The sequence below is a fragment of the Burkholderia sp. Bp9016 genome, assembly GCF_003857765.1.
GTDB lineage: Bacteria > Pseudomonadota > Gammaproteobacteria > Burkholderiales > Burkholderiaceae > Burkholderia.
This window is the reverse complement of the sequence record NZ_QTPY01000022.1, coordinates 1-25,148: the sequence shown is the minus strand read 5'-3', so window position 1 is coordinate 25,148 and position 25,148 is coordinate 1. Positions and strand designations below refer to the sequence as shown.

Annotated in this window: 19 protein-coding genes; 9 read left to right on the top strand and 10 right to left on the bottom strand. The window is 66.7% G+C overall.

What is annotated here, in order from left to right; translation table 11 throughout:
• Nucleotides 1-189 precede the first annotated feature (189 nt).
• The 5 genes from DIE13_RS24470 to DIE13_RS24450 form a co-directional block, all read right to left on the bottom strand.
• Entirely contained in the window at nt 190-477 is a 288-nt protein-coding gene (locus DIE13_RS24470) for a helix-turn-helix domain-containing protein (protein ID WP_124829679.1), read from the bottom strand.
• Nucleotides 464-832, bottom strand: coding sequence for a type II toxin-antitoxin system RelE/ParE family toxin (locus tag DIE13_RS24465; protein ID WP_233410065.1), 369 nt, complete (start codon nt 830-832; stop codon nt 464-466). Before DIE13_RS24465 ends, DIE13_RS24470 begins: the two co-directional genes overlap by 14 nt.
• A 200-nt stretch (nt 833-1,032) precedes the next feature.
• On the bottom strand, nt 1,033-1,665 hold the full coding sequence (locus DIE13_RS24460; RefSeq protein WP_124829678.1) for a LysE family translocator: 633 nt from the start codon (nt 1,663-1,665) through the stop codon (nt 1,033-1,035).
• A 176-nt stretch (nt 1,666-1,841) separates the two neighbouring features.
• Nucleotides 1,842-2,702 (bottom strand): PASTA domain-containing protein, encoded by an 861-nt coding sequence (locus tag DIE13_RS24455; protein WP_124829677.1) that lies wholly within the window; start codon nt 2,700-2,702, stop codon nt 1,842-1,844.
• 50 nt (nt 2,703-2,752) lie between these two features.
• Complete coding sequence (locus DIE13_RS24450; RefSeq protein ID WP_124829676.1) at nt 2,753-3,085, bottom strand: DUF2322 family protein; 333 nt, start codon at nt 3,083-3,085, stop codon at nt 2,753-2,755.
• Between the two features lie 300 nt (nt 3,086-3,385).
• Between DIE13_RS24450 and DIE13_RS24445 the strand changes: the two genes are divergently transcribed.
• Both DIE13_RS24445 and DIE13_RS24440 read left to right on the top strand, forming a co-directional pair.
• Nucleotides 3,386-3,712 (top strand): thioredoxin family protein, encoded by a 327-nt coding sequence (locus DIE13_RS24445; protein ID WP_124829675.1) that lies wholly within the window; start codon nt 3,386-3,388, stop codon nt 3,710-3,712.
• A gap of 10 nt (nt 3,713-3,722) precedes the next feature.
• A complete protein-coding gene (locus tag DIE13_RS24440) occupies nt 3,723-4,142 on the top strand; it encodes a secondary thiamine-phosphate synthase enzyme YjbQ (protein ID WP_124829674.1) in 420 nt (139 codons plus the stop codon).
• Between the two features lie 59 nt (nt 4,143-4,201).
• Here DIE13_RS24440 and atsR read toward each other — a convergent pair whose 3' ends face one another.
• From atsR to DIE13_RS24425, 3 genes are read right to left on the bottom strand one after another with little or no spacing between them, the layout of a single operon-like run.
• Nucleotides 4,202-6,013, bottom strand: a complete 1,812-nt coding sequence (gene atsR / locus DIE13_RS24435; protein WP_124829756.1) for a hybrid sensor histidine kinase/response regulator AtsR — start codon at nt 6,011-6,013, stop codon at nt 4,202-4,204.
• Nucleotides 6,014-6,028: 15 nt separating this feature from the next.
• Nucleotides 6,029-6,529 (bottom strand): molybdopterin-dependent oxidoreductase, encoded by a 501-nt coding sequence (locus DIE13_RS24430; protein WP_124829673.1) that lies wholly within the window; start codon nt 6,527-6,529, stop codon nt 6,029-6,031.
• A 42-nt stretch (nt 6,530-6,571) separates the two neighbouring features.
• Nucleotides 6,572-7,444: a helix-turn-helix domain-containing protein gene (locus DIE13_RS24425; protein WP_124829672.1), complete on the bottom strand. Its 873-nt coding sequence runs from the start codon at nt 7,442-7,444 to the stop codon at nt 6,572-6,574.
• A 360-nt stretch (nt 7,445-7,804) separates the two neighbouring features.
• Here DIE13_RS24425 and DIE13_RS24420 point away from each other — a divergent pair, with 360 nt between their 5' ends.
• From DIE13_RS24420 to DIE13_RS24390, 7 genes are all read left to right on the top strand, one after another.
• Entirely contained in the window at nt 7,805-8,392 is a 588-nt protein-coding gene (locus DIE13_RS24420) for a tetratricopeptide repeat protein (RefSeq protein ID WP_124829671.1), read from the top strand.
• A 120-nt stretch (nt 8,393-8,512) separates the two neighbouring features.
• Nucleotides 8,513-9,340, top strand: a complete 828-nt coding sequence (locus DIE13_RS24415; protein WP_124829670.1) for a hypothetical protein — start codon at nt 8,513-8,515, stop codon at nt 9,338-9,340.
• 117 nt (nt 9,341-9,457) lie between these two features.
• On the top strand, nt 9,458-10,474 hold the full coding sequence (locus tag DIE13_RS24410; RefSeq protein ID WP_124829669.1) for a hypothetical protein: 1,017 nt from the start codon (nt 9,458-9,460) through the stop codon (nt 10,472-10,474).
• Between the two features lie 404 nt (nt 10,475-10,878).
• Nucleotides 10,879-13,959 carry an ATP-binding protein gene (locus DIE13_RS24405; protein ID WP_124829668.1) on the top strand — a complete coding sequence of 1,027 codons (3,081 nt, stop codon included), beginning with the start codon at nt 10,879-10,881 and terminating at the stop codon, nt 13,957-13,959.
• A gap of 121 nt (nt 13,960-14,080) precedes the next feature.
• Nucleotides 14,081-14,269 carry a hypothetical protein gene (locus tag DIE13_RS24400; protein ID WP_124829755.1) on the top strand — a complete coding sequence of 63 codons (189 nt, stop codon included), beginning with the start codon at nt 14,081-14,083 and terminating at the stop codon, nt 14,267-14,269.
• A gap of 336 nt (nt 14,270-14,605) precedes the next feature.
• Complete coding sequence (locus DIE13_RS24395; protein ID WP_124829667.1) at nt 14,606-15,265, top strand: response regulator; 660 nt, start codon at nt 14,606-14,608, stop codon at nt 15,263-15,265.
• Between the two features lie 81 nt (nt 15,266-15,346).
• Nucleotides 15,347-18,382, top strand: a complete 3,036-nt coding sequence (locus DIE13_RS24390) for a hybrid sensor histidine kinase/response regulator (protein WP_124829666.1) — start codon at nt 15,347-15,349, stop codon at nt 18,380-18,382.
• 140 nt (nt 18,383-18,522) lie between these two features.
• Here DIE13_RS24390 and DIE13_RS24385 read toward each other — a convergent pair whose 3' ends face one another.
• Nucleotides 18,523-21,576, bottom strand: coding sequence for a GLUG motif-containing protein (locus tag DIE13_RS24385; RefSeq protein WP_124829665.1), 3,054 nt, complete (start codon nt 21,574-21,576; stop codon nt 18,523-18,525).
• Nucleotides 21,577-21,752: 176 nt separating this feature from the next.
• On the bottom strand, nt 21,753-25,148 hold a 3,396-nt coding region (locus tag DIE13_RS24380; protein WP_124829664.1), incomplete at its 5' end, for a GLUG motif-containing protein.

The window sequence follows — 25,148 nt, the reverse complement described above, 5'->3', positions numbered from 1 at the left end:
TGCCTGTTGCTTGTCGTGCGCCGGCATCGGAATCCGCTACCCGGCGACGCGGATCGATCCTCTCCCGCATGCAGCGGATGTGCGACACGGCGGCTGACATGCTCGCGGCCATCACCACTCGCGCGAGGTGCGCTTGCTTGTCGACCCGGATGCTTCGTCGTTCATGATCCGCCGGCCGGGTGCGGCGACTCAAGCGAACGAGATCACGAGTTTCTTGCCGCAAGCGGTTGCGTACTTGCGCAACGTATCGATGGACGGTGAATGCTGGCCCGTTGCGAGCGCGCGCTCGAGGCGCGTCACCGCCGGTGCCTTCGTGCCCATGCGCTTGGCCACATCGGCTTGCGACAGCCCGGCGTCGCGCCGCGCAGCCAGCATCGCGTCGAGCAGTGTGAGGTCTTCGCGGTTCAGTCGTTCGTATTCGGCGTGCACCTCGGGGTCGGACAAAGCGCGCTCGCGCAGTGCCTTATACGTTGCCATCTTGAACCTCCTTCAGTCGGCGGCGCGCGGTTTCCAGTTTTTTCCGTGGCGTCTTTTGCGTCTTCTTCACGAAACAATGAAGCATGACGATACGCCGGTCGACGATCGCGCAGTAGAACACTCTGGCGATGCCTTCGGCGCCCTTGAGTCGCATTTCGTACAGCCCGTTGCCCATCGACTGGGTGTGCGGCTCGCGGAGGTTCGGGCCGTACTGCTCCATGCGGTCGGCGAGCGCGAAAAAACGGGCGAGCAGTGTCTTCGGTAACGTGATAACGCCCGTTTCTACGCGCGCATTGAAGAACTGAATCTCATACGCAGTAGCCAGCGCAGTAACAAATATGTTATGCAGGCGCAAGCGCGATTTCCGGCCGCGACTGCGAATGCAGGCGGCCGGTCGCGTTCCAGACGTTATTAGGTCGCTCGGGGGGCTCGACTAAAAGGGGAAAGGCCCGGCTGCATTCGTGCGGACCGAAGCGCGCGAGGCGCGATGCGGTGTCAGCGCGGACAACGCCTGTTGAAAGAACCGCCCCGGGGCGATTGCAGCCGGCGACAGCGTCAGTGCCGCCCGGCCACCGCGAGCCGCGCGGCCAACCCCACGAACACCGTGCCGAGCAGATACTGCGGCAGCTTCGACGGCCGGCGGCGCGCGCCGATCCGCTGGCTCAGCCGGCTCGCGGACAGAATCACCGCACCGTTGACGACGATTCCGATCAGGTTGAGCACCGTCGCGAGCACGAGAATCTGCACGGCGATCGACCCGTGCTCCGGCCGCACGAACTGCGGGAACAACGCGAGCACGAACAGCGCCATCTTCGGATTCAGCAGGTTCGTCGTCAGCCCCTGACGGAAAATCGCGACGGTCGAGCGGCGGCGTTTCGACGCAACGGGGGACAGCGCGGTCGCATCCGAGCGGAACGTCTTCCATGCGAGATACAGCAGATAGGCCGCGCCCGCGAAGCGCACGGCGTCATAGGCGATCGGCACCGCGACGAAGAGCTGCGACAGCCCGAGCGCGGCCGCGAGGGCATGGCAGTACGTGCCGGCCTGGATGCCGGCGAGCGTGGCGAATCCCGCTCGGCGGCCCTGGCTGACGCTGCGCGATGCGATCAGGAGCATGTCGGGGCCCGGTGTGGCGGTCAGCGCGAGACACGCGCCGGAGAACAGCGCGAGCGTGGAGAGGTCGAGCATCGGAGTCCCTTTTGGCTGGAGAGGCGTGAAAGGGAGGTCAGTTTAGGAGCGTCGGTGACGAGGGTCAATCGACCGAGCGGTCGATGGTTCGACACCCCGGCACGGCGGGTGTCCGATGGATTCCGCTGATTGCCGGGACGGTGCCCGCACGACGCCGGCTCGATCGTCCGCGCCGGTTACCGCTTCCGGCAAGCCACCTGGTAATCGATCACGGTATTCGCGGACGGCGTGTCCGGCTCGCCGCCGACCGTGGTCACGCCGAGCACGCCGGCCGTGCTTCGATACCGCAGCGCGCAATAGCCCATGCCGGTGCCCGAGCATGCTTCGGCTTCGATGATCCCGTGTTTCGCGAGCGTTGCCGCGCCGTCCATCGAGTCCGGCGTCTCATGCGGGCGCAGCGGCTGCCAGCCATGCGAGATCAGGATCTTGCGTGCCGCATCGAGCGGCTTGCCGTACACGTTGGGCACGACCGCACGCCCGTGACAGTACGTGCGTTCGGCGGAGACCGCGGTCAGCCGCAAGCCGCCGTTCTCTTCGCGCAGCTCGCCGACGGGCGGCGCCGGGCCGTCGCCGCCCCAGACCAGCAGCGCGCCGCTTTCGAGCTGATCGACCGAGCCGAGTTGCCAGTGGGCCGCCCGTGCCGTGTAGCCGAGCGCGACGAGCGCCGTGCCGTCGAACACGCCGATGTTGGCGTTGCGCGCATAACAGATCGCGCTCGTTCCCGGTTTGAACCCGCTCGCGAACGTGACGACCGTGTAGCGGCCGAGCGGCGCCTCGGACGTCACGAGCCAGCCGAGCTTCGCGACGTCGCGGCCGGCCGCGGTAGCGGCCTTCACGCGATATCGCGCGCAAAATTCGTCGAGCGAGCCGTTCTCCGGCGAGCGCGGCAGTGCGCCGAGCGGAACCAGCGACGCGCCGGCGATATCGGACGCCGTCCGCAGCGTATCGGCCGCCGCCGCGCCGCTGACCGCAATGCACGCGAGTGCCGCGATCGATGCGAAGCGGCGGGCAAACGGCTGGGCATGAATGCGGGGCACGTGATCTCCGGGAAAAGAGGGTGGCAGGGTGCCTGCCCGTCGCGCGCGGCTCAGTCCTTCGCGACCACGTCGATCCGCAGCGCTTCGCCGCCGTCGACGATCGCCAGCAGTCGATCGACGTTCGGGTGCGCGCCGGGGCGGTTGCGTGCGTCGGCGGTGTGTTCCGCGAACACGGCGAGGCCGTGCTCCGCGGCCTTCGCGTCGAGCGTGCCGAACGCCTGCTTCAGATAGTTGTACACCGCGAGCGAGCCTTGCTTGCCCGGCTGGTTCTCGATGCTGGCGACCACGTCGCCGTTCGCGCCGACGAGATCGATGCGCGCGACGCCGTCGATGGCCGGCAGTTGCGCGAGATTGTCCTTGAATACTTGGGTCGGTTGAATCACTGGAAACACTCCGTCGGTTCGGTCATGGGCCAATCAGCATGGCCGGCCGTATCTTATCCGATGGCGTGGCGGACCGTGCCGCGCGGCGTTTCGCCGGCGGTCCGGCGGGTCTGGTTCGTGTCGGCGCGCATCCTGGCCCGTCCGCGCGGCGCTCCGGATTCCGGTCGTGCCGCCCGGACGGCACGGCACGCGCGCCCTCGGCATCGCGCGCGCTTTTCCGCTAGAGTGGGAGACCGCCGGCCGCGAACGCAGCCCGCACGGGCGTGCAGCGGCCACGCCGCCATTGCACACGAGGGCCCGATGGACATTGAGCAACGCTACACCGCCAACGCACCGACACGCGCGGAAGTCGACGCACTGACCGGTGCCACCGTCATCGAATTCGGCGCGAACTGGTGCAGCATCTGCGCGGGCACGCAGCCCGCGATCGTCGCATCGTTCTCCGCGCATCCGGCCGTGCGGCACCTGAAGATCGAGGACGGCCCGGGCCGCCCGCTCGGTCGCTCGTTCGGCGTGAAGCTGTGGCCGACGCTGGTGTTCCTGCGCGACGGAGTCGAAGTCGCGCGCGTGGTGCGCCCGGCCGACGCGAAGCAGATCGAAGCCGACGGCTTCGCCGCGCTCGCCTGAGGTCGCGATCATGCAACAGGCCATCACGCACGTCGGTGTCGATACGCGCGGCAGCGGCCTCGTCGAGTTCACGCCGCAGGTGCGGGCATTCGTCGACCAGCATGCGATCCGCACCGGCCTGCTGACCGTGTTCTGCCGCCATACGTCCGCGTCGCTGCTGATCCAGGAGAACGCCGATCCGTCGGTGCAGCGCGATCTCGAACGCTACTTCGCGGCACTCGCGCCCGAGGACGATACGCGCTACGAGCACGACACCGAAGGTGCCGACGACATGCCCGCGCATCTGCGCACGGCGCTCACGCAGGTGCAGCTGTCGATCCCGGTCGAGCACGGACGCATGGTGCTCGGCACCTGGCAGGGCATCTACCTGTTCGAGCATCGCCGCGCGCCGCACCGGCGCGACATCGTGCTGCATCTGATCGGCGAGTAGGCGCGGGCGCCGGGCTGAAGCGGGGCGGCCAACGCCGCACGCAGCCATGCCCGCCTCGATCAGCCGAGCAGCTTCTCGACGAGTGCGCCGAGTTCGCTCAAGTGAACCGGCTTCGGCAGGAATGCGTCGAACACCCGCTGGTTCTCGCGCAGCGCGGCCGATTCGTACGCGCTGACGCCCAGGAGCGCCGGGAACTTCCCGTCGTCGTTCGGCTGGGCGGCCATGCGGATCCGCCGCGCGACTTCGAAGCCGCTCAGGTCCGGCAGTTCGAGATCGAGCACGACGAGGTCGTAATGCGCATCGTTGAAGCGCGCGACGCCCGCGTGCCCGGTGCCGCACAGATCGGCGTCGAGGCCCAGCGCGGACAGCATCGCGCCGAGCGTCTCGCGCGCGTTGTCGTTGTCGTCGACGACGAGCGCACGCCGTTCGCGATGCGTGGCGACCGCGGTCCATGCGGGCGCGTCGCCGGCCGTTTCGGCGGCATCGGGCGCGTCGGCCGGCAGCGTCACGACGAACTCGCTGCCTTCGCCGACGACACTGCGCACGTCCACATGACCGCGCAGCGTCGTCACGATCTCGCGCACGACGGCGAGGCCCATGCCGATCCCGTCCACATGCAGGCCCACCGCATCGTTCGCGCGATAGAACGGCTCGAAGATTTTCGGCAGATGCTGCTTTGCGATGCCGGCGCCGGTGTCGCGCACGGCGAGCTTCAGTTGCCGGCCGGCTGGCGCATCGGCGAGCGCGATCGATATGTGGACCGATCCGTCGATGGTGTACTTGACCGAATTCTCGATCAGGTTCGACAACACCTGCCGCAACAGCTTGCGATCGGAGCGGATCGCGAGATCATGCGGCTCGACCTGCTGCACGACCTCGATCCGCCTGGCCGCGATCTTCTCGCGCAGCGGATCGAGCACCTCGGCGAGCAGCGACGCCATGCCGACCGTCTCCGATTTGGCGTGGCGCTTGGTGGAGCGCAGCTTGATGTAGTCGGTCAGGTCCTTGACCAGTGCTTCGAGCGACGACGCGGAATTCTGCAGCCGCCGGATCGTCTTCAGGTTCGCGTCGGACTGCGGCCGCGCGAGCAGGATCTCGATCGACCCGCAGATTGCCTGCAGCGGCGTGCGCAGTTCGTGGCTGACCATTCCGAGGAACGCGTTCTTTGCCTCGATCATCTCGAACGCGCGATCGGACGCCTTGCGTTCCGCGTCGAGCGCCGCGTCCTGCCGCTCGAGCAGATCGTCGCGCGTGCGCATCGTATAGAACAGCAGCAGGAACAGCGCACACAGGATCACGCCGAGGATGATGCCGAGCGACAGGATCGCCCGCTGCTTTTCCTTCAGCTGATGGAACGTGAAGTCGCGCTGCGCCATCTCGATCGCGCGGAAGTAGTTCGCGAGGCCGTTGACCTTCGGCCAGTACCGGTCGACCTCGTCGATCACGCGCGGCGCGCCGTTCGGCGCGTCGCGCAGCGAGGCCACGTCATGCTTCAGGCGCGTCATGAATTCGCCGAGCACAGCGATTTCGTCGCGCGCGCGCGGGATGCGCAGCCAGTATTCGGACACCTCGGAAGGCCGCTGCAGGAACCCGAACGACACCGACAGGCTGTCGAGCTGCATCTGCACGTGATCGAAGTTGTCGTCCACGCGTGTCGCGTAGAGGATCAGCTGGCGGTCGAAGCGCGTATAGACGTTCCGGTATTGCGCGGCGGTCCAGAACACGCCTTCACGCGGCCCTTCGAGCACTCCTTCGTTGACCGATGTCGCGAGCAGGTCCGACAGCAGGAACGCCCACGCCGCGAATCCCATGATCCACAGCGTTCCCAGAACCACGATGATTTTCTGGTTTTTCCATCGTCCGCGCCTCAGCCTCATGTCGTGCGCTTACTTCACGGTCAGGCCGATGATCTGCCACGCGAACTTCGCTTCGCCGAGCGGCGTCTTCAGCTCGTCGGGATACTGGTCGCGCGGATACATGACCCACAGCGGACCGTAGTTGTCGTTGTCGAGCACCTTGCCGTTCATCGTGCGCGCGAGGATGACGCCGTACTTGTCGGCGTCCGAGACGGGGATCGTGAACGTGTATTCGTCGATGCAGCGGAATTCGATCTCGGTGCCGTGCGCGTCGACCGTCTTCAGCACGTCGGACAGGCTCGGGCCGGTGAAGGTCGCCGTCGGGGTCCAGCTCGTCGACGTGACGATCGTGTGCTGCGGCAGTGCCATCAGCGCCTGCTCGGAAAAGACGAACGACGTTTTGTCGGGCTGGTTGCTGCGGCCGATGTTGCCGTCGACGGTGAACGTGAAGGACGCGGCCCAGCTCGCGGCGGCCATGCCGAGCAGGGCCGCGGCGGCCACGCTCTTTATCCACATCGTCGAAACTCGCATGTCTTTTCCTCGTTGGTGTAATGGTAGGTTTTCGTTGCGGCGTCAGTTCGCCGCGGCGACGGCCGGCAGCGCGATCTTCAGTTCGCGCGCCACTTCGGCGAACAGGATCGGCAGGCGCACGGGTTTTTCCTCGCAGCGCGTGTTGTAGTGCGACACGATATGCGCGATCTCGTCCTCGCTCGCTTCGCCGGTCGAGATCTTGCCGGTCAGCAGGAAGATCGGGGCACCGCCGTTCTCGCTCGAGCGGATGCCGCGCACCAGATCGGCGGCCGTCTGGTCGCCAAGCATCCAGTCTAGGATGTAGCCGTCGAAATCCTCGACCTCCAGCGCCTTGCGGAACGATGCGCCGTCATGGTACGGGATCGCGTTCACGCCTTTTTCGATGAAGTATTCGCATAGGGTTTCGGCGACGTCCCGCGAATCGTCGACCACCGCGATGCGCGCCGCATACACGTTCGGCTGGCTCGAGCGCAGCTCGATGACGTCGACCGGGTACGTGCGCCCTTCGCGCGCATGCTCGCGTTCGGTGACGATCCATTCGCCCTGCCACTGCAGCGCGACGAAGTCCGTTTCGATCTGGCTGCTGGCCTTCGTCGAGATCGCCGCGCGGCAGCGAAAGCGGCGCGACTCGATCACGAGCGTCGCGTCGATCATCTCGGCGGCGGCGGGCTGCGCGCCCTTGTCGTCGAGCAGGAACGCGGGCGGCACGCCGAAGTGCGTCGCGATGTCCTGCAGTTGCGACAGGTTCCACGGGATCAGGCCTTTCATCTTGCGCGTGACGACCGAGAAACTCAGGCCGAGCACGTTCGCGATCGTCGTGTTGTGACTTCGCGGCGGAATGCCGTTGCGCGTCAGCAGATCGCGCACCTTGGTGGCGGTGATGAGATCGACGTTGGCCTGCTCGCTATTGGACATCTTGAAGGGGTCTCCCGGGTTTCAGCGACGAAGAGGATATTCAAAAGTGACGCGATACGCAAACTTCGAAATCGCAAATCACCTTGACATGCCATATTTCTCCATTATTATTGCTCACCACGTCACTATTGTTTGCTGCGTCAGGTTTGGAGGCCGATGTCGACACTGGTCGGCACAGCGAAAAGCGGCTGCGACGAAGTGACTGAACGATTCGAAAGAGAACCTGAGAGAGCCTTGGACTGCGTGTCGGCGTTGGCGAATTGTATTCGCCTCGCCGCGCGCAAACCGGGTGAGCGCTCGCGGGGGTGAATGGGGCGCGAGGCAGTGCGGCGCAGATAAAACGTTGGGAAGGCAAAGAAGATGGTTCGCCGTTTACTTGCACCGGGGCTGCTGTTGCTATTGGCCGCGTGCGCGCAGGATCCGTCCGTCACGAGCAACACGGTGCGGATCTGCGACGAAACCGGTTGTTCTGATCGTCCAAAAGATCAGGTCTCCTATCAAAAAAGGGACGATTCGGACGACCGTGAAGACCCGCGCATCGTATCGCTGAAGCAGGCCGCGAAGACCCAGCCGAAGGCTGCCTACGACCTCGGCCTGCGTTATTTCCGCGGCGACGGCGTACGTCAGGACAGCTACCAGGCACTCAAGTGGATGCGTGACGCAGCCGAGCGGGGCGACCTGCAGGCGCAGAAGGCGCTCGGCAGTTTCTATCTGTTCGGCCTCGAGGAGATGGGCTCCGATCCGCGCGAAGCGGACAAGTGGCTGTCGATCGCGGCAGCCCGCGGCGACAAGGAATCGAAGAAGCTGCTCGAGCTTGCCCGCAAGGCCAGGAAGGAAGACGAAGAAGACTGGAAATGGCGCACGCAGTGGCGTGATGTCTATTACGGCTACTGGTATTCGGGCTATCCGTACTACGGCGTCTGGCATCAGACGTACTGGTACTACTGACCGGACCGACAGCAACGGGGGCTGCAGCGGGGAGACCACCATCGCGCGCCACGCCGGGGGGCTTATCGAAGTTCGCACGGACACATAAGCCGAACAACGACTCTATCGATCGACAACGACATGAAGACCATCCTTTCCCAACGTCTTACTCAAGGTGCGCTGGTTGCAGCGCTTTGCGCGTCCGTCGCCGGCTGCGGCGGCATGGTGATGCCCGGCGGCCAGAATGCCGGTGTGACGGGCGCCGCCGCGGGCGGCACCAGCGCCGGTGCCGATTCGGGCCTGCAGCGCTGCACTTCGCCGCTCGGCACGATCGCCGTCGACGACGGCCGCAATGCCGACTGGTGGGGCCCGTTCGGCAGCGCGACCAAGATGACCACCATCGACCCGCTGCTGCGGCTGGCCGTTCAGCAGTCGAACTGCTTCGTGATCACGTCGATCGGCAACCAGAAGAGCGACGCACGCCTGTCGCGCATCACGCAACTGCAGCGCAACTCGGGCGAATACCGCGCGGGTTCGAAGCAGCAGAAGGGCCAGCGCGTCGCGGCCGACTACTACATGGAACCGCAGATCGTCATCAACGATTCGCCGATCGGCGGTATCGGCAGCATGATCGGCGGGCTGATCGGCAACAGCGCGGTGGCGGCGGTGGCCGGCCACCTGCAGACGAAGGCATCGGTCGTGACGCTGACGCTGTTCGACGTGCGCTCGGCCGTGCAGATCGCGGCGTCTGAAGGCAGTTCGACGGCGACCAACTACGGTGCGGCGCTCGGCGGCTTCGGCGGCGGCGTGGGCGGTGCGCTCGCCGGTTTCTCGTCGACGCCGGAAGGCAAGGCGACCGTCGTCGCATTCATCGACGCGTACAACAAGATGGTCGTCGCCCTGCGCAGCTACAAGGCGCAGGACGTCAAGGGCGGCCTTGGCCGCGGCGGTCAGCTGCAGGTCAACTGACGCTGCCGGGCCGGCGGTGCGTGCCGCCGGCCGATTTCCGATACATGACTGTCCGTGCGCGCGGCGCCGTCCGCGCGTACCGGCTTCGTTCGTCCTTTTCGCTTCGAGGTGATTCCGATGAAAGCTGCCGCATTGATCGCACTGACCTGTCTCGCACTGACCGCTTGCGGCGGCGGCGACGACAATTCCTCGCCCGCCGCGGACGGCGGATCGGGGACGAGCAACAACGGCGGCAATGGCGGTAACGGCAGCGGCAACGGCGGATCCGGTGGCTCGGGCGAATCCGGTGGTTCGGGCGGCAGCACGCTGACGTGGCGTTACGACGCGCAGACGCCTGCGACGGACGGCCCGGGCTTCCTGACGCTTCTCAACAGCGAAGGTGCGAAGGGCTATCGCTATCTGGGCGACGTCTACTACGACCCGACCAACGGCGGGACGCGCTCGATCTTCGTGAACGACGGCACGGCGCAGACTTATACGTATCAGCTGCAATCGCCGCCGAAAGACTGGTCGGGCTTCCTCAGCCAGGCCAACGGGGAAGGCGCGAACGGCTACCGTTACGAAGGGCCGTACGGTTTCGGCTATCTGTATCGCAAGGACGGCGGCTCTTCGGATACCTACACGTATACGACGACGGGCCTTCCGGGCGACCCGAACGCGTTCCTCACCCAGGCGAACGCGCAGGGCCAGTCGGGTTACTGGTTCTTCAGCGCGATGGTCGTCGGATCGGTGCAGGCGAATGTGTACATGAAGAACAACGCATCGAGCGCGACCTATACGTACGATGCGCTGGCCCCGGCGACGACCATCAACGATTTCATCGCGCAGGCCAATAGCGAAGGCGCGAAAGGGTATCGAGCGAAGGGCGGGCAGGTGTTCGGCAGCACGATGTCGTGGATCTACGTGAAGGATCAGACGCAATCGCCGACCTTCACGTACCAGTCGGCCGCGATCCAGTCGACCGGCGCGAACTACGTGCAGCAGGCGAACGATTTCGGTGCGCAGGGCTCGGCTTACCTGAGCGACATCGAGTTCGGTACGACGCCGCCGCTCGCGACGGCGTCGTTCTATTTCAAGCCGACGAACTGCACGGGCTTTCTGTGCACGGCGCTGAATCCGCTCACGCAGAACTGAGCTGGCGCTGCCGGCACGACGATGGTGCGCGGGCCGATCCTGTCCGGATGCCCTGTGCATGCCGAATCGGGTGCGTGCGATGCGCCCGTCTCGTTCGCGGACGCATCTTTCGCCGGCGGGATGGCGTTTCGTATGCGTGCGCGTGCGCGACCGTGGCGATTGGACGAAGCGACTTGTCCGGCAGGGGAGGCGCCCGCCCCCCGATTTAGCCGACAACCTTCGTTCAAGTTCAAAACAATCTTTCAAACAAATCGGACGTGTACTAAAAGGGTAATGCACGCCTGATTTTCGCAGTGCCGTTTGGCATGATCGGGATATCACTATCCCGAATGTTTCCATCGTGACGGCCGGTTCGGCAGGGAATCCGCTGCATGTTCGTGCGCCGGGCGCCGTCACGCCGAGCCATGCCATACAGCACGCTTCAGTCGATTCGCCGTTATCAGAGCATCTCGATGTTCGGGGGCGGCATCGTCGTCACGATCCTGATCCTGATCGCCTGCGGGCTCGGGATCACGTCGATCGTATACGGCTACCTGGACGGCGAGCGGCGCAATTTCCTGAACGGCCTCGAGGAAGCCGCCGACGAGGTGCAGATGGCCGAGACGTCGTTCCGCAACGGCGTCACGAACACGCAACTCATCTGGCGCGAGATCGGCCCGGCGCCGGCCGACGTCACGAATGCATTCTTCGCCCACGGCCAGCAGCTCGCGATCAAGCCGTATCCGTCGCTCGTGGTCGGCGTGCCGGGGCAAACCGCACAGCGCGACGAGGTCGCGCGCTATCTCGCGCTGTCGTTCCTGCTGTCGCGCATCTGCGCGGCGAGTTCGATCAATCGCGGGCGTACGCTCGAGGGCTATCACTACAGCACGCGCACGGGGATGTTCGGCTTCGTGCCGCACCTGGCGCGCGACAATCCGGCGCTCGCGTCGACCGACGCGCGTGCGCATGTGCTCGACGCGCTCCGCATCGATTTCGACGGGCCGCCGCCGGCCGCGAACGACGGGCGGCCGAACGTCCGCTGGTTGCCGCCCTACGTGAATCCCGTCACCGGACAGGCGCGCATCCGCGTGGCCGCCGAGGCGCGTGCCGGCGGCCACCCGTTTGCGGTGCTGGTCACCGAATACGCACCGGAATACCTGCTGTCATGGCTGTCGGGACGTGCGCCGGCCGGCACGTTCTTCATCGTGTCGACGGAGAACCGTCTGATCGCAATCGATCCCGGCGTCGAGCGCACGAACGCGCTGACCGAGCGCTTGTTGAGTCTCGACGTCGCGCGCGATGGCCACGCGTCCGGCGAGCCGTTCTTTCGCGATGGCGCGATCGTGTTCGGCAGCAAGCTCGCGGCAACCGGCTGGACGATCGCCTATGCGCTGTCTTGGGCCGACGTCATGGCCGGCATCGGCGCGCAGGCCGGCGCGCTCGCGGGGGCGACGCTCGTCGCGATCGTCGTGATGTGGCTGTTGCTCGTGTGCTTTCACCGGCGCGTGCTCGTGCCGGTCTATGCGCGCTCGGCCCGCGTGTTCGACAGCGAGGAGCTGTGTCGCAGCGTGATCGCGATGGCGCCGGTCGGCATCGGTCTCGTATCGTTGTCCGACCGGCGCGTGATGCTCGCGAGCGACGCACTGACGCAGATGCTCGTACCGCACGGCGGCGATCACCATGCGCTGTCCGCACAGGTGCTCGAGAAGTACGACGCGTTTGTCGCGAACGGGGGTGCCGGCCGGACGATGATGACCGAGTTCGCACTCGATGCACACGGCGATGCGCCGCTGCATCTGGAGGTCATCGCGCACAGCGCGCGCTACCAGGGCGAAGACGTGCTGATCGCGGCGTTCGCCGACACGAGCGCGCAACACCGGCTCGTGCATCAGCTCGAGGAGGCGGTGCGCGCGGCCGATTCTGCGAATGCGGCCAAGTCGTCGTTTCTCGCCGCGACGAGCCACGAGATCCGCACGCCGCTGAACGTGATCCTCGGCAATCTCGAACTACTTGAACGCACGGCGCTCGATGCGTCGCAGCAGAGCCGCGTGCGGACACTGCGCGCATCGGCCGAAGGTCTGCTCGCGATCGTCAGCGATATTCTCGATTTCTCGAAGATCGAAGCTGGTGCGATGTCGGTCGAGTCGATCGAGTTCGACGTGATCGCGGTGATCGAGCGCGAGCTTGCGGCGTTCGCGCCCGTCGCCAGGGCGAAAGGGCTGCCGCTATTCGCCGATATCGATGCGAGCGGCAGCCAGCAGATGCGCGGCGATCCGACGCGGCTCGCACAGGTGGTCGGCAACCTGTTGAGCAACGCGATCAAGTTCACGAGCGAAGGTCGCATCGTCGCGCGCGTGGCGGTCGGGCGCAATGCGCGCGGTGCACTCGAGCTCGCGATCGGCATCGAGGATACGGGCATCGGGATCGACGTCGCGCAGCAGGCCAGGCTGTTCAAGCCGTTCTCGCAGGTCGACGCTTCGATCACGCGACGCTATGGCGGCACGGGGCTCGGGCTCGCGCTGTGCGATCGGCTGGTCGAGGCGATGGGCGGGACGATCTCTGTCGAAAGTGCGCCGCGCGTCGGCAGCCTGTTCACCGTACGCTTGCCGTTGCGCATGGGTATTGCGCCGAAACTTCCGGTCGGTGCGCGTGCCGGCGCCGGCAGGACACTGATCGTCGTGTCGCCGGAGGACGCCTGGCGTGCGTTCGCATTTCCGCACCTGCGCGCATGGGGTTTCGACGTCGTGATGCATCCGAATCCGATCGGAATTGCAGCCGGGTGCCTCGCGCGTGCCCACGCGGTCGTGCTCTTCGGCGATTCCGATCAATGGCGGCGAGAGGAACTCGACAGCCTCGGCGGCGGTGCGCCGATTGTGCTGGCGACGCCGGACGGCCCGCTGCAGCCGGACGTCGCGGGCCGCACGATCCGCGTGTCGAGCTATTCGCTGAACGGGCTGCGCACGGCGATCGAGCAGGCGCGCGTCGTGAGCGTCGGACAGCGGCGCCAGGCGACCGGCGAAGCCGATGACGGTCGACCCGGAGCGGTTTCCGGTACGCGTGTGCCGCGTGTGCTGATTGCCGACGATGCGGCCGTCAACGGCTCGATTTTCCGCGAGCAGTTGGAGGTGCTCGGCTGCATGGTCCGATGCGTGTCGTCCGGCGGCGCGGCGCTCGACACGCTCGTGACCGGCGAGTGGGACGCGCTGCTGCTCGGCGCCGACCTGCCCGACATGTCGGCCCGTGAACTGGCGGAAGCGGTTCGTGCGCGCGCCGTGCCGTGCGACATGATCGTCGTGGCATCGCATCTCGCGCCCGACGACGCCCGGCGTTACGCGGCATCGAACGTGGAATGCGTGCTGACCAAGCCCGTGACGCTGGCGGACCTGCGCCAGAGTGTCGCGCGCATCGCGCGGCGGCGCGGAATCGCGTTTCCTGCGGGTGCGGAGGGCGAGCGGTCGACGTCGAGAGCGATGGCGGCCGCGGCGGTGCACGGGCAGGGACGATAAAAGAAAAGCGACACCACGACGACGTCGATCGGCGGTGTCAAAGCGGGGAAGGCAGACACGCCGCATCGCTCCGGTGTCGCGTGATTTCGACTGAAGAAGGAAGGGTAAGGCCGTGCGCTATATGGGAAAGGTGTTCGGGCTGCTGCTTGGATTCGCGACGTTGCCGGAGAAATCCAGACGGGATTTCCTGACGAAGCTGAACGAATTCATGATGATGTCGCCGTCGCAGAAGCGACGGGCCATCACCGAGTGGCAGCACGCCGCGGATGACGGGCCGGGCGAGCCGGACAAATCCGCGGTCAAGCGTTAGGCAGCGGCTTCCGCCGCTCAGCGGGACCGGATGGATCGACGGCGTCGGGAGCGCCGCCGATCGGATGTGCGTGGGCGGCGCACCATCGAGGGTTCGTGCCGCAACGCCGTGTCGCGCGCCTCGGCTGGCGCGAGGCAGGTGCGCCGGACCGGGACGGGCGCAGGCAGCCTGGACTCCACCACCGCGACGCAGAACCTGTCTATCATCTTAAAATTACACTGCGCACCGCCCGGTTCGCTGGACGCCGCAACGCGACCGTGTTGCGGGATCGATTCGAATCCCGGCGCGTCGCACAACATGGCACGTCGGGCCGCGTGTATCGGGAGAAGAATAGAGATGGATGAATTTTTTGTGCGGGTGATGGTGGCGGACGATCATCCTTCGTCCGCACTCGGGATGTCGCAGGCGCTCGCGGGCAGCAGCACGATCAAGCTGCTCGGCACCGTCTCGAATTCGACCGACCTCGTCGCGGTGCTCGACGAGCAGCAGAGCGATGTGCTCGTCGTCGACTATGTCATGCCCGGCGGCAAGTATGGCGACGGTCTTTCACTGCTGTCGTTTCTCCAGCGGCGCTATCCGGCGCTTCGTCTCGTGACGATCACGATGATCGACAATCCGAGCGTGCTGTTCGCGATCCAGAAGCAGGGTGTCGGGTGCATCCTGAGCAAGTCCGATGCGATTTCGCACCTGGTCGGCGCGGTTCATGCGGCGTTCGTCGGCGCGAATTATCTGTCTCCATTCGTCAAGAAGCTGCTGGAGGACTGCCGGCCGTCGGCAGGTACCCGTACGCTGACTGCCCGCGAGATCGAGGTCGTGCGGCTTTACGGGGCGGGCCTGACGGTCGGCGAGATCGCCGTCCAGCTTCATCGCAGCAAGCAGACGATCAGTTCGCAGAAGTCGAGCGCGATGAAGAAGCTCGGCATCGTGCGCGATGCAGACCTGATCCGCTATGCGAGCGAGGGCCAATTGCCCGAATTGCCGGAGGCCGAGGCGTAGACGGACGCCCCGGGGCCTGAACTCGGTGAGTTGCACGGCGCATGACGTCGTGCCGGCGCCGATCCGATTTCGACGATACGTATGCCGACCAAACTGAAAACGCTGATCGCGCACGCCACCGCCGCGGGCCGCAAGCCGTTCGAGCCTGGCCGCGTTCGACGGCAGCAGCAATGGCTGTTATACGGGAGCGGCGTGGCGATCACGATATTCGTACTCGTCTGTGCGGCACTCGTCGCGCGCCTCGACATACACGAATCGGTTGCGCAATACCGCTCGGAATTTCTGGTGCGCAAGGCCGATATGTTGGCGGAAATGGAGGTGATCAAGGCGCTCCAGAACCGTTATACCGAGACCCTGGAACTGATGGCGAACCAGCAGCCGGCCGTGCCTCCGGATGCGCTGAAGCGCTTCGACGACGGTCATGGCAGGCTGGACATACTGGGTCGGATGGGGCGCGTGGCGATTGCCGCTTTCGCGGTCGCCCCGTCCGTGCGGTCGGCGGGTGATTATCCGCCGTTTCTCGGCGAGTTTCTTCAGCACGTCGAGGTGACGGGGAGGATGCCGCCGCGGCAACCCGGCGACCCGGGGATGGGCGGATATCTGATCGATCCGCACGGGACGTTCGTCATCGTGACCGGATATCCGTTGGTCAAGCAGTCGCGCGCGCTGCCGGCAGGCTTCGACGTGAAAGCATTGATCCGGAAATTGCAGCCGCCGGCCGATCTGTATCCGGTATCCGCGACCGCCGACAACCGTACGGTTCTGCTCGAGAGACGCGACGATCCGCTCGCCGGACGGTCCGTGCTGCGATTCGTGCAATCGATCCGGGACGCACACGGCAAGCTGGTCGCGTGGCTCGTCGTCGTCAGCCGGCCGGAGATCGACGCCATCCTCGCGCCGGCATCGGCCGGCATGGAGTACGCGCTGGTCGATGCACACGCGAACGTGCTGAGCGGTGGTCAGTCGGATGCCGCGATGATTGCCCGCGGGGTCGATTATGCGCGGGCTGCGGGCGGTGCGCGTGCGGTCGCACATCGGGTCGGCACGAGCATCGTGATCGGCGACCGGATGCCGGGGTTCGACGAGGTGCTGACGGCGACGATCACGTGGCGCGCCCTGTTTGACGACATGGCGGTGCGGTTGAGCATTACCGCCGGTCTCGCGTTGCTCGCCATCGGCACAGTGTGGTGCGCGATCGTTGTATTCGACCGGCGCGCGCTGCGGCCCGCCAACCGCCGCGCAATCCGGCTGATCGAAAGCGAGGCGCTGAACCGCACGTTGATTCGCACGGCGCCGGCCGGGATCATGCTGCTGTCGCTGGCCAACGGCGAAATCATGGTGCGCAACGAGGCCGCGCAGGCCTATGGCGACACCGGAACGGCGCCGTCGTTCGGCAAACGCATCTGGCAGGCTTGGCAGGGCAGTATCGCGAGCGGGACGGTGCCACGTGTCGTTACGCACGAGTTGTCGCTCGAGCGCACCGACGGCGGCACGACCTATCTCGCTGCGGATATCGTCCGCACCCGCTATCGCGGCGTCGACGTGCTGCTCTGTACGCTCACCGACATCACCGCACGCAAGCAGATGGAAGACAAGTTGCGCGAGGCCCGGGAGGCGGCAGACGATGCGAACAAGGCGAAATCGACGTTCCTTGCGACGATGAGCCACGAGATCCGCACGCCGCTGAACGCGATCGTCGGCAATCTCGAACTGATGGCGCGGGCGGCGTTGCCCGCGGTGGAACAGCGCCGGCTGCAGACGGTCGTGTCGTCGTCGGACGCGCTGCTGCGCGTGATCAACGACGTTCTCGATCTGTCGAAGGCGGAATCCAACCAGATGGTGCTGGAGGCCGTACCGTTCGACTTGCGTGCGGTGCTGCACGACGTCGCGGCGATCTTCCACCCGCTCGCCGACGCGAAGCAACTCGTACTCGAATGCCGGATCGCACCCGAACTCGCCGACGGTTACGTCGGCGACCCGACCCGCCTGCGCCAGATCCTGTCGAATCTCGTCAGCAACGCGATCAAGTTTACCGAACGCGGCAGCGTGACGATCGAAGCGCGGCAGTCTGTTGCCGGGGATCGCGCGCGCGGCGTCAAAATCGCGGTGCGCGATACCGGTATCGGTATCGCGCCGGAGAGCCTGCCGACGCTGTTCGACGTGTATGTCCAGACCGATGCGTCGATCTATCGGCGCTTCGGCGGCACGGGGCTCGGGCTGCCGCTGTGCCGGCGCCTCGCGCGATTGATGCATGGCGATCTGACGGTCGAGAGCCAGCCGGGCGCGGGCACGACGCTGGTGGCATCGCTGCCGATGCCCGAGGCGCCGTCCGCGTGGCGGGCCGCGCTCGACGAGCCGGAATCCGGGATCCCGGCGCCGCAGGCGTGCGATGCCGGCGATACGCCGCTACGCGTGCTCGTTGCCGAGGATCATCCGGCGAGCCGCGCATTGCTGCGCGATCAGCTCGAGGTGCTGCATTGCAGCGCGACGCTCGTCGCGAACGGGATCGAAGCGATGCGCGCATTCTTTACTCAGCCGTTCGACGTCGTGCTGACCGATCTCGGCATGCCGGAACTCGACGGTTTCGCGCTCGCGAATTTCCTGCGCGAGCAGGGCGCGAACGTGCCGGTGATCGCGATGACCGCGCATGCGACCGACCAGGACCGGCACCGCTGTGCGCAGGTGGGGGCGGTGGAGGTGGTGCTCAAGCCGCTGTCGATCGATGCGCTCGATGCGGTGTTGCGGCGGCACGCGCCGCGCGGGGCGGCTGCTGCGCTGCCTTCGGCCGGCCGCGGGGCTTCGCCGGCCCCGGCGATCACGGACGAGATGCACGAGAAGTTGCGAACCGCGACGCTGCGCTCACTCGCCTTGATCGACGACGCGCTGCCGCGCGGCGATATCGATCCGGTCAGGATCGAACTGCATTCGATGCGCGGAGGTTTCGCGCTGGTGGGCGACACCGACGCGTGCGACGCCTGTGCGCAAGTCGAGCATGCGTTGTCGCGAGACGGGGCGCACGCACTGATGCCGGCGTGGCCCGCATGCCGGGCGGCGATCGAGGACGCCCTCGACCGGCTTGCCGGAAGCGGCTCGGGAACGTCGCGCGACCAGATCTGAACGGTTCGCGCGGAATTGGGCGGCGATCGGCAAGATGGGGCTTCCCCGTTCGGCCTTGGCCGAGCGCCATCGTCTTTCCGGCTCCCGCTCGTTCGGCGAGCGGGAGTCGTCATGCCGAACCCGACGGGTTCAACGCGTCATTACCAGTTGACCGGACCGAAACGCCACTGCCCGTCGATCTTGCCGAAACTCATGCCGACCGTGGTGTAGGGTTGGGCGGCACCTTCGGCCGAACTGGTTTCGATGTTGCCGGTGTTCGTATTCAGCCCGACCAGGGTACCCCAGTAGAACGGGCCGTATATCGGCGATACCAGGTCGAGACGGCTGCTCGACTTCGACGCGCGGATCGTGCCGGCGTTCTCGCCGACGAGGCCGCCCAGGTTCGAACGCAGGCCCGCGATCGTGCCGGTGGACGACGCGTCGTCGATGACGGCACCCTGATCGTTCAGCCCCACCAGGCCGCCGACGTTCGAGTCGTTCGCCGTGACATTGCCGGACGCGGACGCATGGCGCACGATCGCTCGGTTGCCGCGGTTCGCGCCGACCAGTCCGCCGGCGCGGCTGCCGTTGCCGGCCGTCACGTCGACGGCGGCGCGTACGGTATCCAGCACGCCGGCATTCAGGCCGACGAGTCCGCCGGCATCGCTTCCATCGCCCGCGCTGACCTTGCCGGTCGCGCTTGCGTTCGACACGGTCCCGTCGTTTGTGCCGACGAGCCCGCCGGCGTGGCTGTGGCGGCCTGCCGTTACCGTGCTCCTGGCCTGCGCGTTCCGAATCGTGGCGCCGTTCCTGCCTGCCAGACCGCCGACATGGGCGCTGGCAAGATCCGTTACGTCGCCGTTCGACTGCACGTCGTCCAGCGTGCCGCTCGCGTTGTCGCCGACGAAGCCGCCGATGGCGATTGCACCGTTGGCCGAGACCGGACCGGATGCGGATGCGTTCGCGATCCTGCCGCCGTCGCGGTTCTTGCCGACGAAGCCACCCACGTACCCGCCTTTGCCTGCCGTGACCGTGGCGTTGGCCGACGCGTCGCGAATCGTGCCGGCGTTGACACCGACGAAGCCGCCGGTGCTCGTATTGTCGCGGCCGGACACGCGCCCGCTGCTCGATGAGCGAACGATCAGCCCATGGTTGATGCCGACGAGTCCGCCCGCGCTCTGGACCTCGGGGTTGAACGATTCGTCGAGCGGCGTGCCGGGGCGGCCGGACAACGTGACGTCGGCGAAAGCCTGGCTGTCGGCGATCGTGCCGGCGTTGCTGCCGACCAGGCCACCTACGGAGACGGTGTTGTTGCTGCCCGATACCCGCCCGGTGAAGCTCGCGCGGTCGATCGCGCCGAGGTTCCGGCCGACGAGGCCGCCCATCAGGACCGCGCTCCTGCCGTGGTACGAGACGCTCATGTTTTTCGCGGTGACGTTGGTGATGCGTCCGCCCAGGTTGTCGCCGACCAGACCGCCGACGTACGCGGCGCGCGCGGCCGACGTGCCGTCGACGGTGAGCGAATCGAGCGTCAGGTTCGCGAGCGTGCCGCTGCTTTGCCCGAACAGGCCGATGTTCGGCCCGGTATTGGTGATCGACAGCCGGCTGATCGTGTTGCCGAGGCCGTCGAATACGCCGTAGAACGCGCGGTCGCCGCCGATGCTGCGGAAGCTCGCGTTCGCGCCGTCGATCGTATTGCCGATCACGTAGCGGCCGCCGAGGTTCGCATCGATACTGCGCAGGTCGGCAACCGTGTGCAGCACCTTGTAGTCCTCGCCGTTCGAGCGGAACGACGCGTTCTCGCCGGACAGCGTGACGACAGCCTGGTTGTTCAGCGTATGGCCGTTCTTCGAATTGAGCTCGAGGTGTGCGTTACGGCCGGTGAGCTTCAATGCGTCGTTGATGCGGATTTTGTCGGCGGCGTTGACGGTCAGGCGCGCATTCGCGCCGGTCGACGACAACGTTTGCCGAAGATCCACGTTGCCGTTCTGCGACGTGAGCGTGAGCGAGCGATCGCTGTTCCACGACACCGGGGCGCCGACCGTCAGGTCGCCTCGCGTGTTGGTCAGTGCGACGTCGGTCGTGCCGAGGTTGCGTGACAGCGTGTCGCCATCGATCGACGCGTCGGCCGGATAGAGGCTGTCGGCGTTGTTGTTTGCGACGCCGGCATTGGCGGCTTCGATGGTCCAGGTGCCCGCGGTGTCGCCTGCACGCGTGTCGACCGTGGTGCCGCGTGCGACACGAACCTGTTCGCCGCGTGTGACGATGGAGCCGGCCGGCGCGCCGGCTTCGGCCGCGCTCGTGTCGAGCGTGCCGGCGACCTTGACGGTGCCGCCGTCGAGCGTGATCTTGCCGGCGCGGCTGGCGAGGCCCTTGGCCTCGATGGTGCCGGTGTTGTTGACGACGGCGTTCAGCAGGTTGCCTGCCGCACGCGCGGTCATCAGCACTTCGCCGCCGTCGGCCTTGAGCAGGCCGCCGTTGCTGGCTTGCGCGTCGACCGCGCCGCCTTCGACCTGGAGGCTGAGCAGGTCGTTGCCGTCGAAGTTGACCTTGAAGGTGTTGCCTGCGCCGAGCGCGATGCGGCCCATCTTCGCCTGGATCACGCCGTTGTTGGACACGCGCGCGCCGAGCAGCGCGACGCTGCCGCCGTCGGCGGCGGTGATGTGGCCGTCGTTGACGACGGAGGCGGTGGAGTTGCCGGAGAAGCGATAGTTGCCGGCGAGGAAGTCGGCGTCGGCGATGTTCTGGGTGGACGCGACGAGGCCGCCGACGTTGATCTGCGCGCCGGAGCCGAACAGCACGCCGTTCGGGTTGACGAGGAAGACCTTGCCGTTGGCGTCGAGCTGGCCGTGGATCTGGCTGCCGTTGTTGCCGACGACGCGGTTCAGCGCGATCGACTGCTTGCCGGGCTGATGGAACGCTACGCGCTCGTTGCCGGCGATGCTGAAGTCGTTCCAGTTGGTGATGAGCTTGTCGGTGTGCTGGTTGATCGACATCGACTTGCCGTCGTTCTCGCGGACGATGTCGGCCTTGCCGGCGGTGATGTTCTCGCCGGTGGGCAGTGCGAAGGCGGGCAGGGCGGTGAAGCCGAGCAGGGAGAGGGCGGCGGCAGCGCGCTTGGCGCTACCGGGCTTGGCGCGCCGGCGCGCGGTTTCCCCAACGGCGCGCCAGCATCCCTGAGTCGGGTTCCACACCAGTGCGTAGGTCTTGTTCATCGTTTGGTCTTCCTGGTTGATTTGCGGGAAGTCCGGCCGATCTTGACGGCAGATCGGCCGGAGGCAGGCAACCGGCGGCCTCGCGGCCGCCGGCGACGAGCGGTCGGACCGCTCGTATCAGGCGACGGATCCAGTCTGCCGTTCAGGCGGCGCAGCCGGAACCGTTCGGGTTCACGTCAGGGCTTCACCTGACCATAGTTCACGCCGACCAGCGCGCCGTAGGACTGGTCATAGCCCGCCTTCACATCGACGACGCTGGTACTCGACGAGCCGTAGACGAAGCCGAAATTGCCGCCGACGAGCCCGCCCAGTCGCGCGTACCGGCCGCCGGATACCGTGCCGCTCGACGACGAGGCGGTGATGGTGCCGCCGTTGCTGCCAACGAGGCCGCCGACGTAGCTCGCGTCGCCGCCCTTGACGGAGCCCGTCGCGCGCGACTGATCGACTTTCCCCGTCAGGATGCCGACGAGGCCGCCGACCTTGCTCTGCATGCCGGCTTCGACGTTGCCCGACGCCGTCGACCGTGCGACGGTGCCGTTCTCGTTGCTGCCGACGAGGCCGCCGGCCGACGAGAAGTCGCCTGCCTTTACCTCGCCCGTGGCGCGGGAATCGGCGATCGTCCCCGTGTTACGGCCTGCGAGCCCGCCCGCGTAGCTGGATTGACCGGCCCGGACCTTGCCGTTGGCGCTCGACGTGCGGACGATGCCCTGGTTGAGCCCGACGAGGCCGCCTGCCGTGCTGCCGTTCAGAACGGTGACGCTTCCCGACGCGTTGGAGGAGTCGAGCGTGCCGGCATTGGTCCCGGCAAAGCCGCCCGCCGTGCTGTTGTGGCCCGCGGCCACGTCGCCGGATGCGTCGGATGCCTCGATGGTGCCGGCATTCGCGCCGACGAAACCGCCGACCGTGCTGTTGTCGTCGCCGGCCACGTTGCCGCTGGCCAGGGATGTCTCGATGAAACCGTCGTTCGCGCCCGCGAAGCCGCCGAGCGTCGATTTGCCCGTGGCGCGGACATGGCCTTGCGCGTTGGATGCATGGATGCGGCCCGCCGTGCCGTTGCGCCCGACGAAGCCGCCGGCAACGCTCTCGGTGCCAGCAATGACGTTGCCCGTCGAGGTCGACTGGTCGATGTCGCCGTCGTTGTAGCCGACCAGGCCGCCGGCCACCGTCTTGTTGCCCGCCGTCACGGTTCCGTTGGCCTGCGACTTCAGGATACGGCCGCTGTTCGTGCCGACGAGACCGCCGACCGTGCTCGACGCGGCTGCGAACACGTCGCTGTCGGATGTGGAATCGTCGATTTCGCCCAGGTTCACGCCTGCGAGGCCGCCGGCGACGCTGCGCTCGCCGACGCTCACCTTGCCGCTGGAGCGCGACTGCGCGATGGTGCCCAGGTTCAGGCCGACGAGCCCGGCCGCGATGGCGTTGTTGCGCGCGGTCACGCTCGCGGTCGACGACGACTGCTTGACGATGCCGTTGCCGTCGTTGAAGCCGACGAGTCCGCCGACCATCGAATTGGCGCCCGTCGCGTTGATGGAGCCCGCACTCGACGAGCGCTCGATCATGCCCGTGTTGTGACCGACCAGGCCGCCGGTGGCGCCGTCGTGCGCGGCGCTGATGCGGACGTCGGCATGGCTGTCGCGGATCGTTGCCGATACCGGCGGCTTGTTCAGCAGCGTCAGGTTCTCGCCCACGAGGCCGCCGATCGCCTGCGCGTAGCGATCGCCGTCGATGCGGCCGGACACGCTGGCGCGCTCGATCGTGCCGCCGTAGTTCGAGCCGACGAGGCCGCCGATGATCGCCGGCCCCGTGGCCGAGACCGACACGTTCGTGGCCGTCACGTTCGAGATCAGGCCCGAGTTGCTGCCGGCGAGCGTGCCGACCGAAATCGGCCAGCCATACGGCAGACCCGACGCGGTCGTCACGATGTCGTTCAGGTTGAGGTTGGCGATGCTGCCTGCGTTGTGCGAGAACAGGCCGACGGCCAACTTGCCCGGATTGGAGATCCGCAGACGCGTGATCGTGTTGCCGAGGCCGTCAAATTTGCCGTAGAACGATTGGTCGCCGCCGATGCTGCGGAAGTTCGTGTTCGCGCCGTCGATCGTGTTGCCGATCACGTAGCGGCCACCCCGGTTCGCATCGACACTGCGCAGGTCGGCAACCGTGTGCAGCACTTTGTAGTCCTCGCCGTTCGAGCGGAACGACGCGTTCTCGCCGGACAGCGTGACGACGGCGTTGCGGTTGGAAAGCGTGTGGCCGTTCTTCGAGTTGAGCTCGAGGTGCGCGTTGCGGCCGGTGAGCTTTACCGCGTCGTTGATGCGGATTTTGTCGGCGGCGTTGACGGTCAGGCTCGCGTTCGCACCGGTCGACGACACCGTCTGCTGCAGATCGACGTTGCCCTTCTGCGACGTGAGCGTGAGCGAGCGATCGCTGTTCCATGACACCGGGCCGCCGACCGTCAGGTCGCCTTGCGTGTTCGTCAATGCGACGCTGGTCGTGCCGAGGTTGCGCGACAGCGTGTCGGCACCGATCGAGCGATCGCCGTTCACGCCCGCATTGGCGGCTTCGATGGTCCAGGTGCCGGCGGTGTCGCCCGCGCGCGTGTCGACGCGCGTGTCGGCGGCGACGTCGACGCGTTCGCCGCGTGTGACGATGGAGCCGGCCGGCGCGCCGGTTTCGGCCGCGCTCGTGTCGAGCGTGCCGGCGACCTTGACGGTGCCGCCGTCGAGCGTGATCTTGCCGGCGCGGCTGGCGAGGCCCTTGGCCTCGATGGTGCCGGTGTTGTTGACGACGGCGTTCAGCAGGTTGCCTGCCGCACGCGCGGTCATCAGCACTTCGCCGCCGTCGGCCTTGAGCAGGCCGCCGTTGCTGGCTTGCGCGTCGACCGCGCCGCCTTCGACCTGGAGGCTGAGCAGGTCGTTGCCGTCGAAGTTGACCTTGAAGGTGTTGCCTGCGCCGAGCGCGATGCGGCCCATCTTCGCCTGGATCACGCCGTTGTTGGATACGCGCGCGCCGAGCAGCGCGACGCTGCCGCCGTCGGCGGCGGTGATGTGGCCGTCGTTGACGACGGAGGCGGTGGAGTTGCCGGAGAAGCGATAGTTGCCGGCGAGGAAGTCGGCGTCGGCGATGTTCTGGGTGGATGCGACGAGGCCGCCGACGTTGATCTGCGCGCCGGAGCCGAACAGCACGCCGTTCGGGTTGACGAGGAAGACCTTGCCGTTGGCGTCGAGCTGGCCGTGGATCTGGCTGCCGTTGTTGCCGACGACGCGGTTCAGCGCGATCGACTGCTTGCCGGGCTGATGGAACGCTACGCGCTCGTTGCCGGCGATGCTGAAGTCGTTCCAGTTGGTGATGAGCTTGTCGGTGTGCTGGTTGATCGACATCGACTTGCCGTCGTTCTCGCGGATGATGTCGGCCTTGCCGGCGGTGATGTTCTCGCCGGTGGGCAGTGCGAAGGCGGGCAGGGCGGTGAAGCCGAGCAGGGAGAGGGCGGCGGCGGCGCGCTTGGCGCTACCGGGCTTGGCGCGCCGGCGCGCGGTTTCCCCAACGGCGCGCCAGCATCCCTGAGTCGGGTTCCA

What these genes read in the sequence shown, in the direction of transcription:
- DIE13_RS24470 (WP_124829679.1), bottom strand. Translation starts at nt 477, where the DNA reads ATGGCAACGTATAAGGCACTGCGCGAGCGCGCTTTGTCCGACCCCGAG.
- DIE13_RS24460 (WP_124829678.1), bottom strand. Translation starts at nt 1,665, where the DNA reads ATGCTCGACCTCTCCACGCTCGCGCTGTTCTCCGGCGCGTGTCTCGCG.
- DIE13_RS24445 (WP_124829675.1), top strand. Translation starts at nt 3,386, where the DNA reads ATGGACATTGAGCAACGCTACACCGCCAACGCACCGACACGCGCGGAA.
- DIE13_RS24440 (WP_124829674.1), top strand. Translation starts at nt 3,723, where the DNA reads ATGCAACAGGCCATCACGCACGTCGGTGTCGATACGCGCGGCAGCGGC.
- DIE13_RS24430 (WP_124829673.1), bottom strand. Translation starts at nt 6,529, where the DNA reads ATGCGAGTTTCGACGATGTGGATAAAGAGCGTGGCCGCCGCGGCCCTG.
- DIE13_RS24425 (WP_124829672.1), bottom strand. Translation starts at nt 7,444, where the DNA reads ATGTCCAATAGCGAGCAGGCCAACGTCGATCTCATCACCGCCACCAAG.
- DIE13_RS24420 (WP_124829671.1), top strand. Translation starts at nt 7,805, where the DNA reads ATGGTTCGCCGTTTACTTGCACCGGGGCTGCTGTTGCTATTGGCCGCG.
- DIE13_RS24415 (WP_124829670.1), top strand. Translation starts at nt 8,513, where the DNA reads ATGAAGACCATCCTTTCCCAACGTCTTACTCAAGGTGCGCTGGTTGCA.
- DIE13_RS24410 (WP_124829669.1), top strand. Translation starts at nt 9,458, where the DNA reads ATGAAAGCTGCCGCATTGATCGCACTGACCTGTCTCGCACTGACCGCT.
- DIE13_RS24405 (WP_124829668.1), top strand. Translation starts at nt 10,879, where the DNA reads ATGCCATACAGCACGCTTCAGTCGATTCGCCGTTATCAGAGCATCTCG.
- DIE13_RS24400 (WP_124829755.1), top strand. Translation starts at nt 14,081, where the DNA reads ATGGGAAAGGTGTTCGGGCTGCTGCTTGGATTCGCGACGTTGCCGGAG.
- DIE13_RS24395 (WP_124829667.1), top strand. Translation starts at nt 14,606, where the DNA reads ATGGATGAATTTTTTGTGCGGGTGATGGTGGCGGACGATCATCCTTCG.
- DIE13_RS24390 (WP_124829666.1), top strand. Translation starts at nt 15,347, where the DNA reads ATGCCGACCAAACTGAAAACGCTGATCGCGCACGCCACCGCCGCGGGC.
- DIE13_RS24385 (WP_124829665.1), bottom strand. Translation starts at nt 21,576, where the DNA reads ATGAACAAGACCTACGCACTGGTGTGGAACCCGACTCAGGGATGCTGG.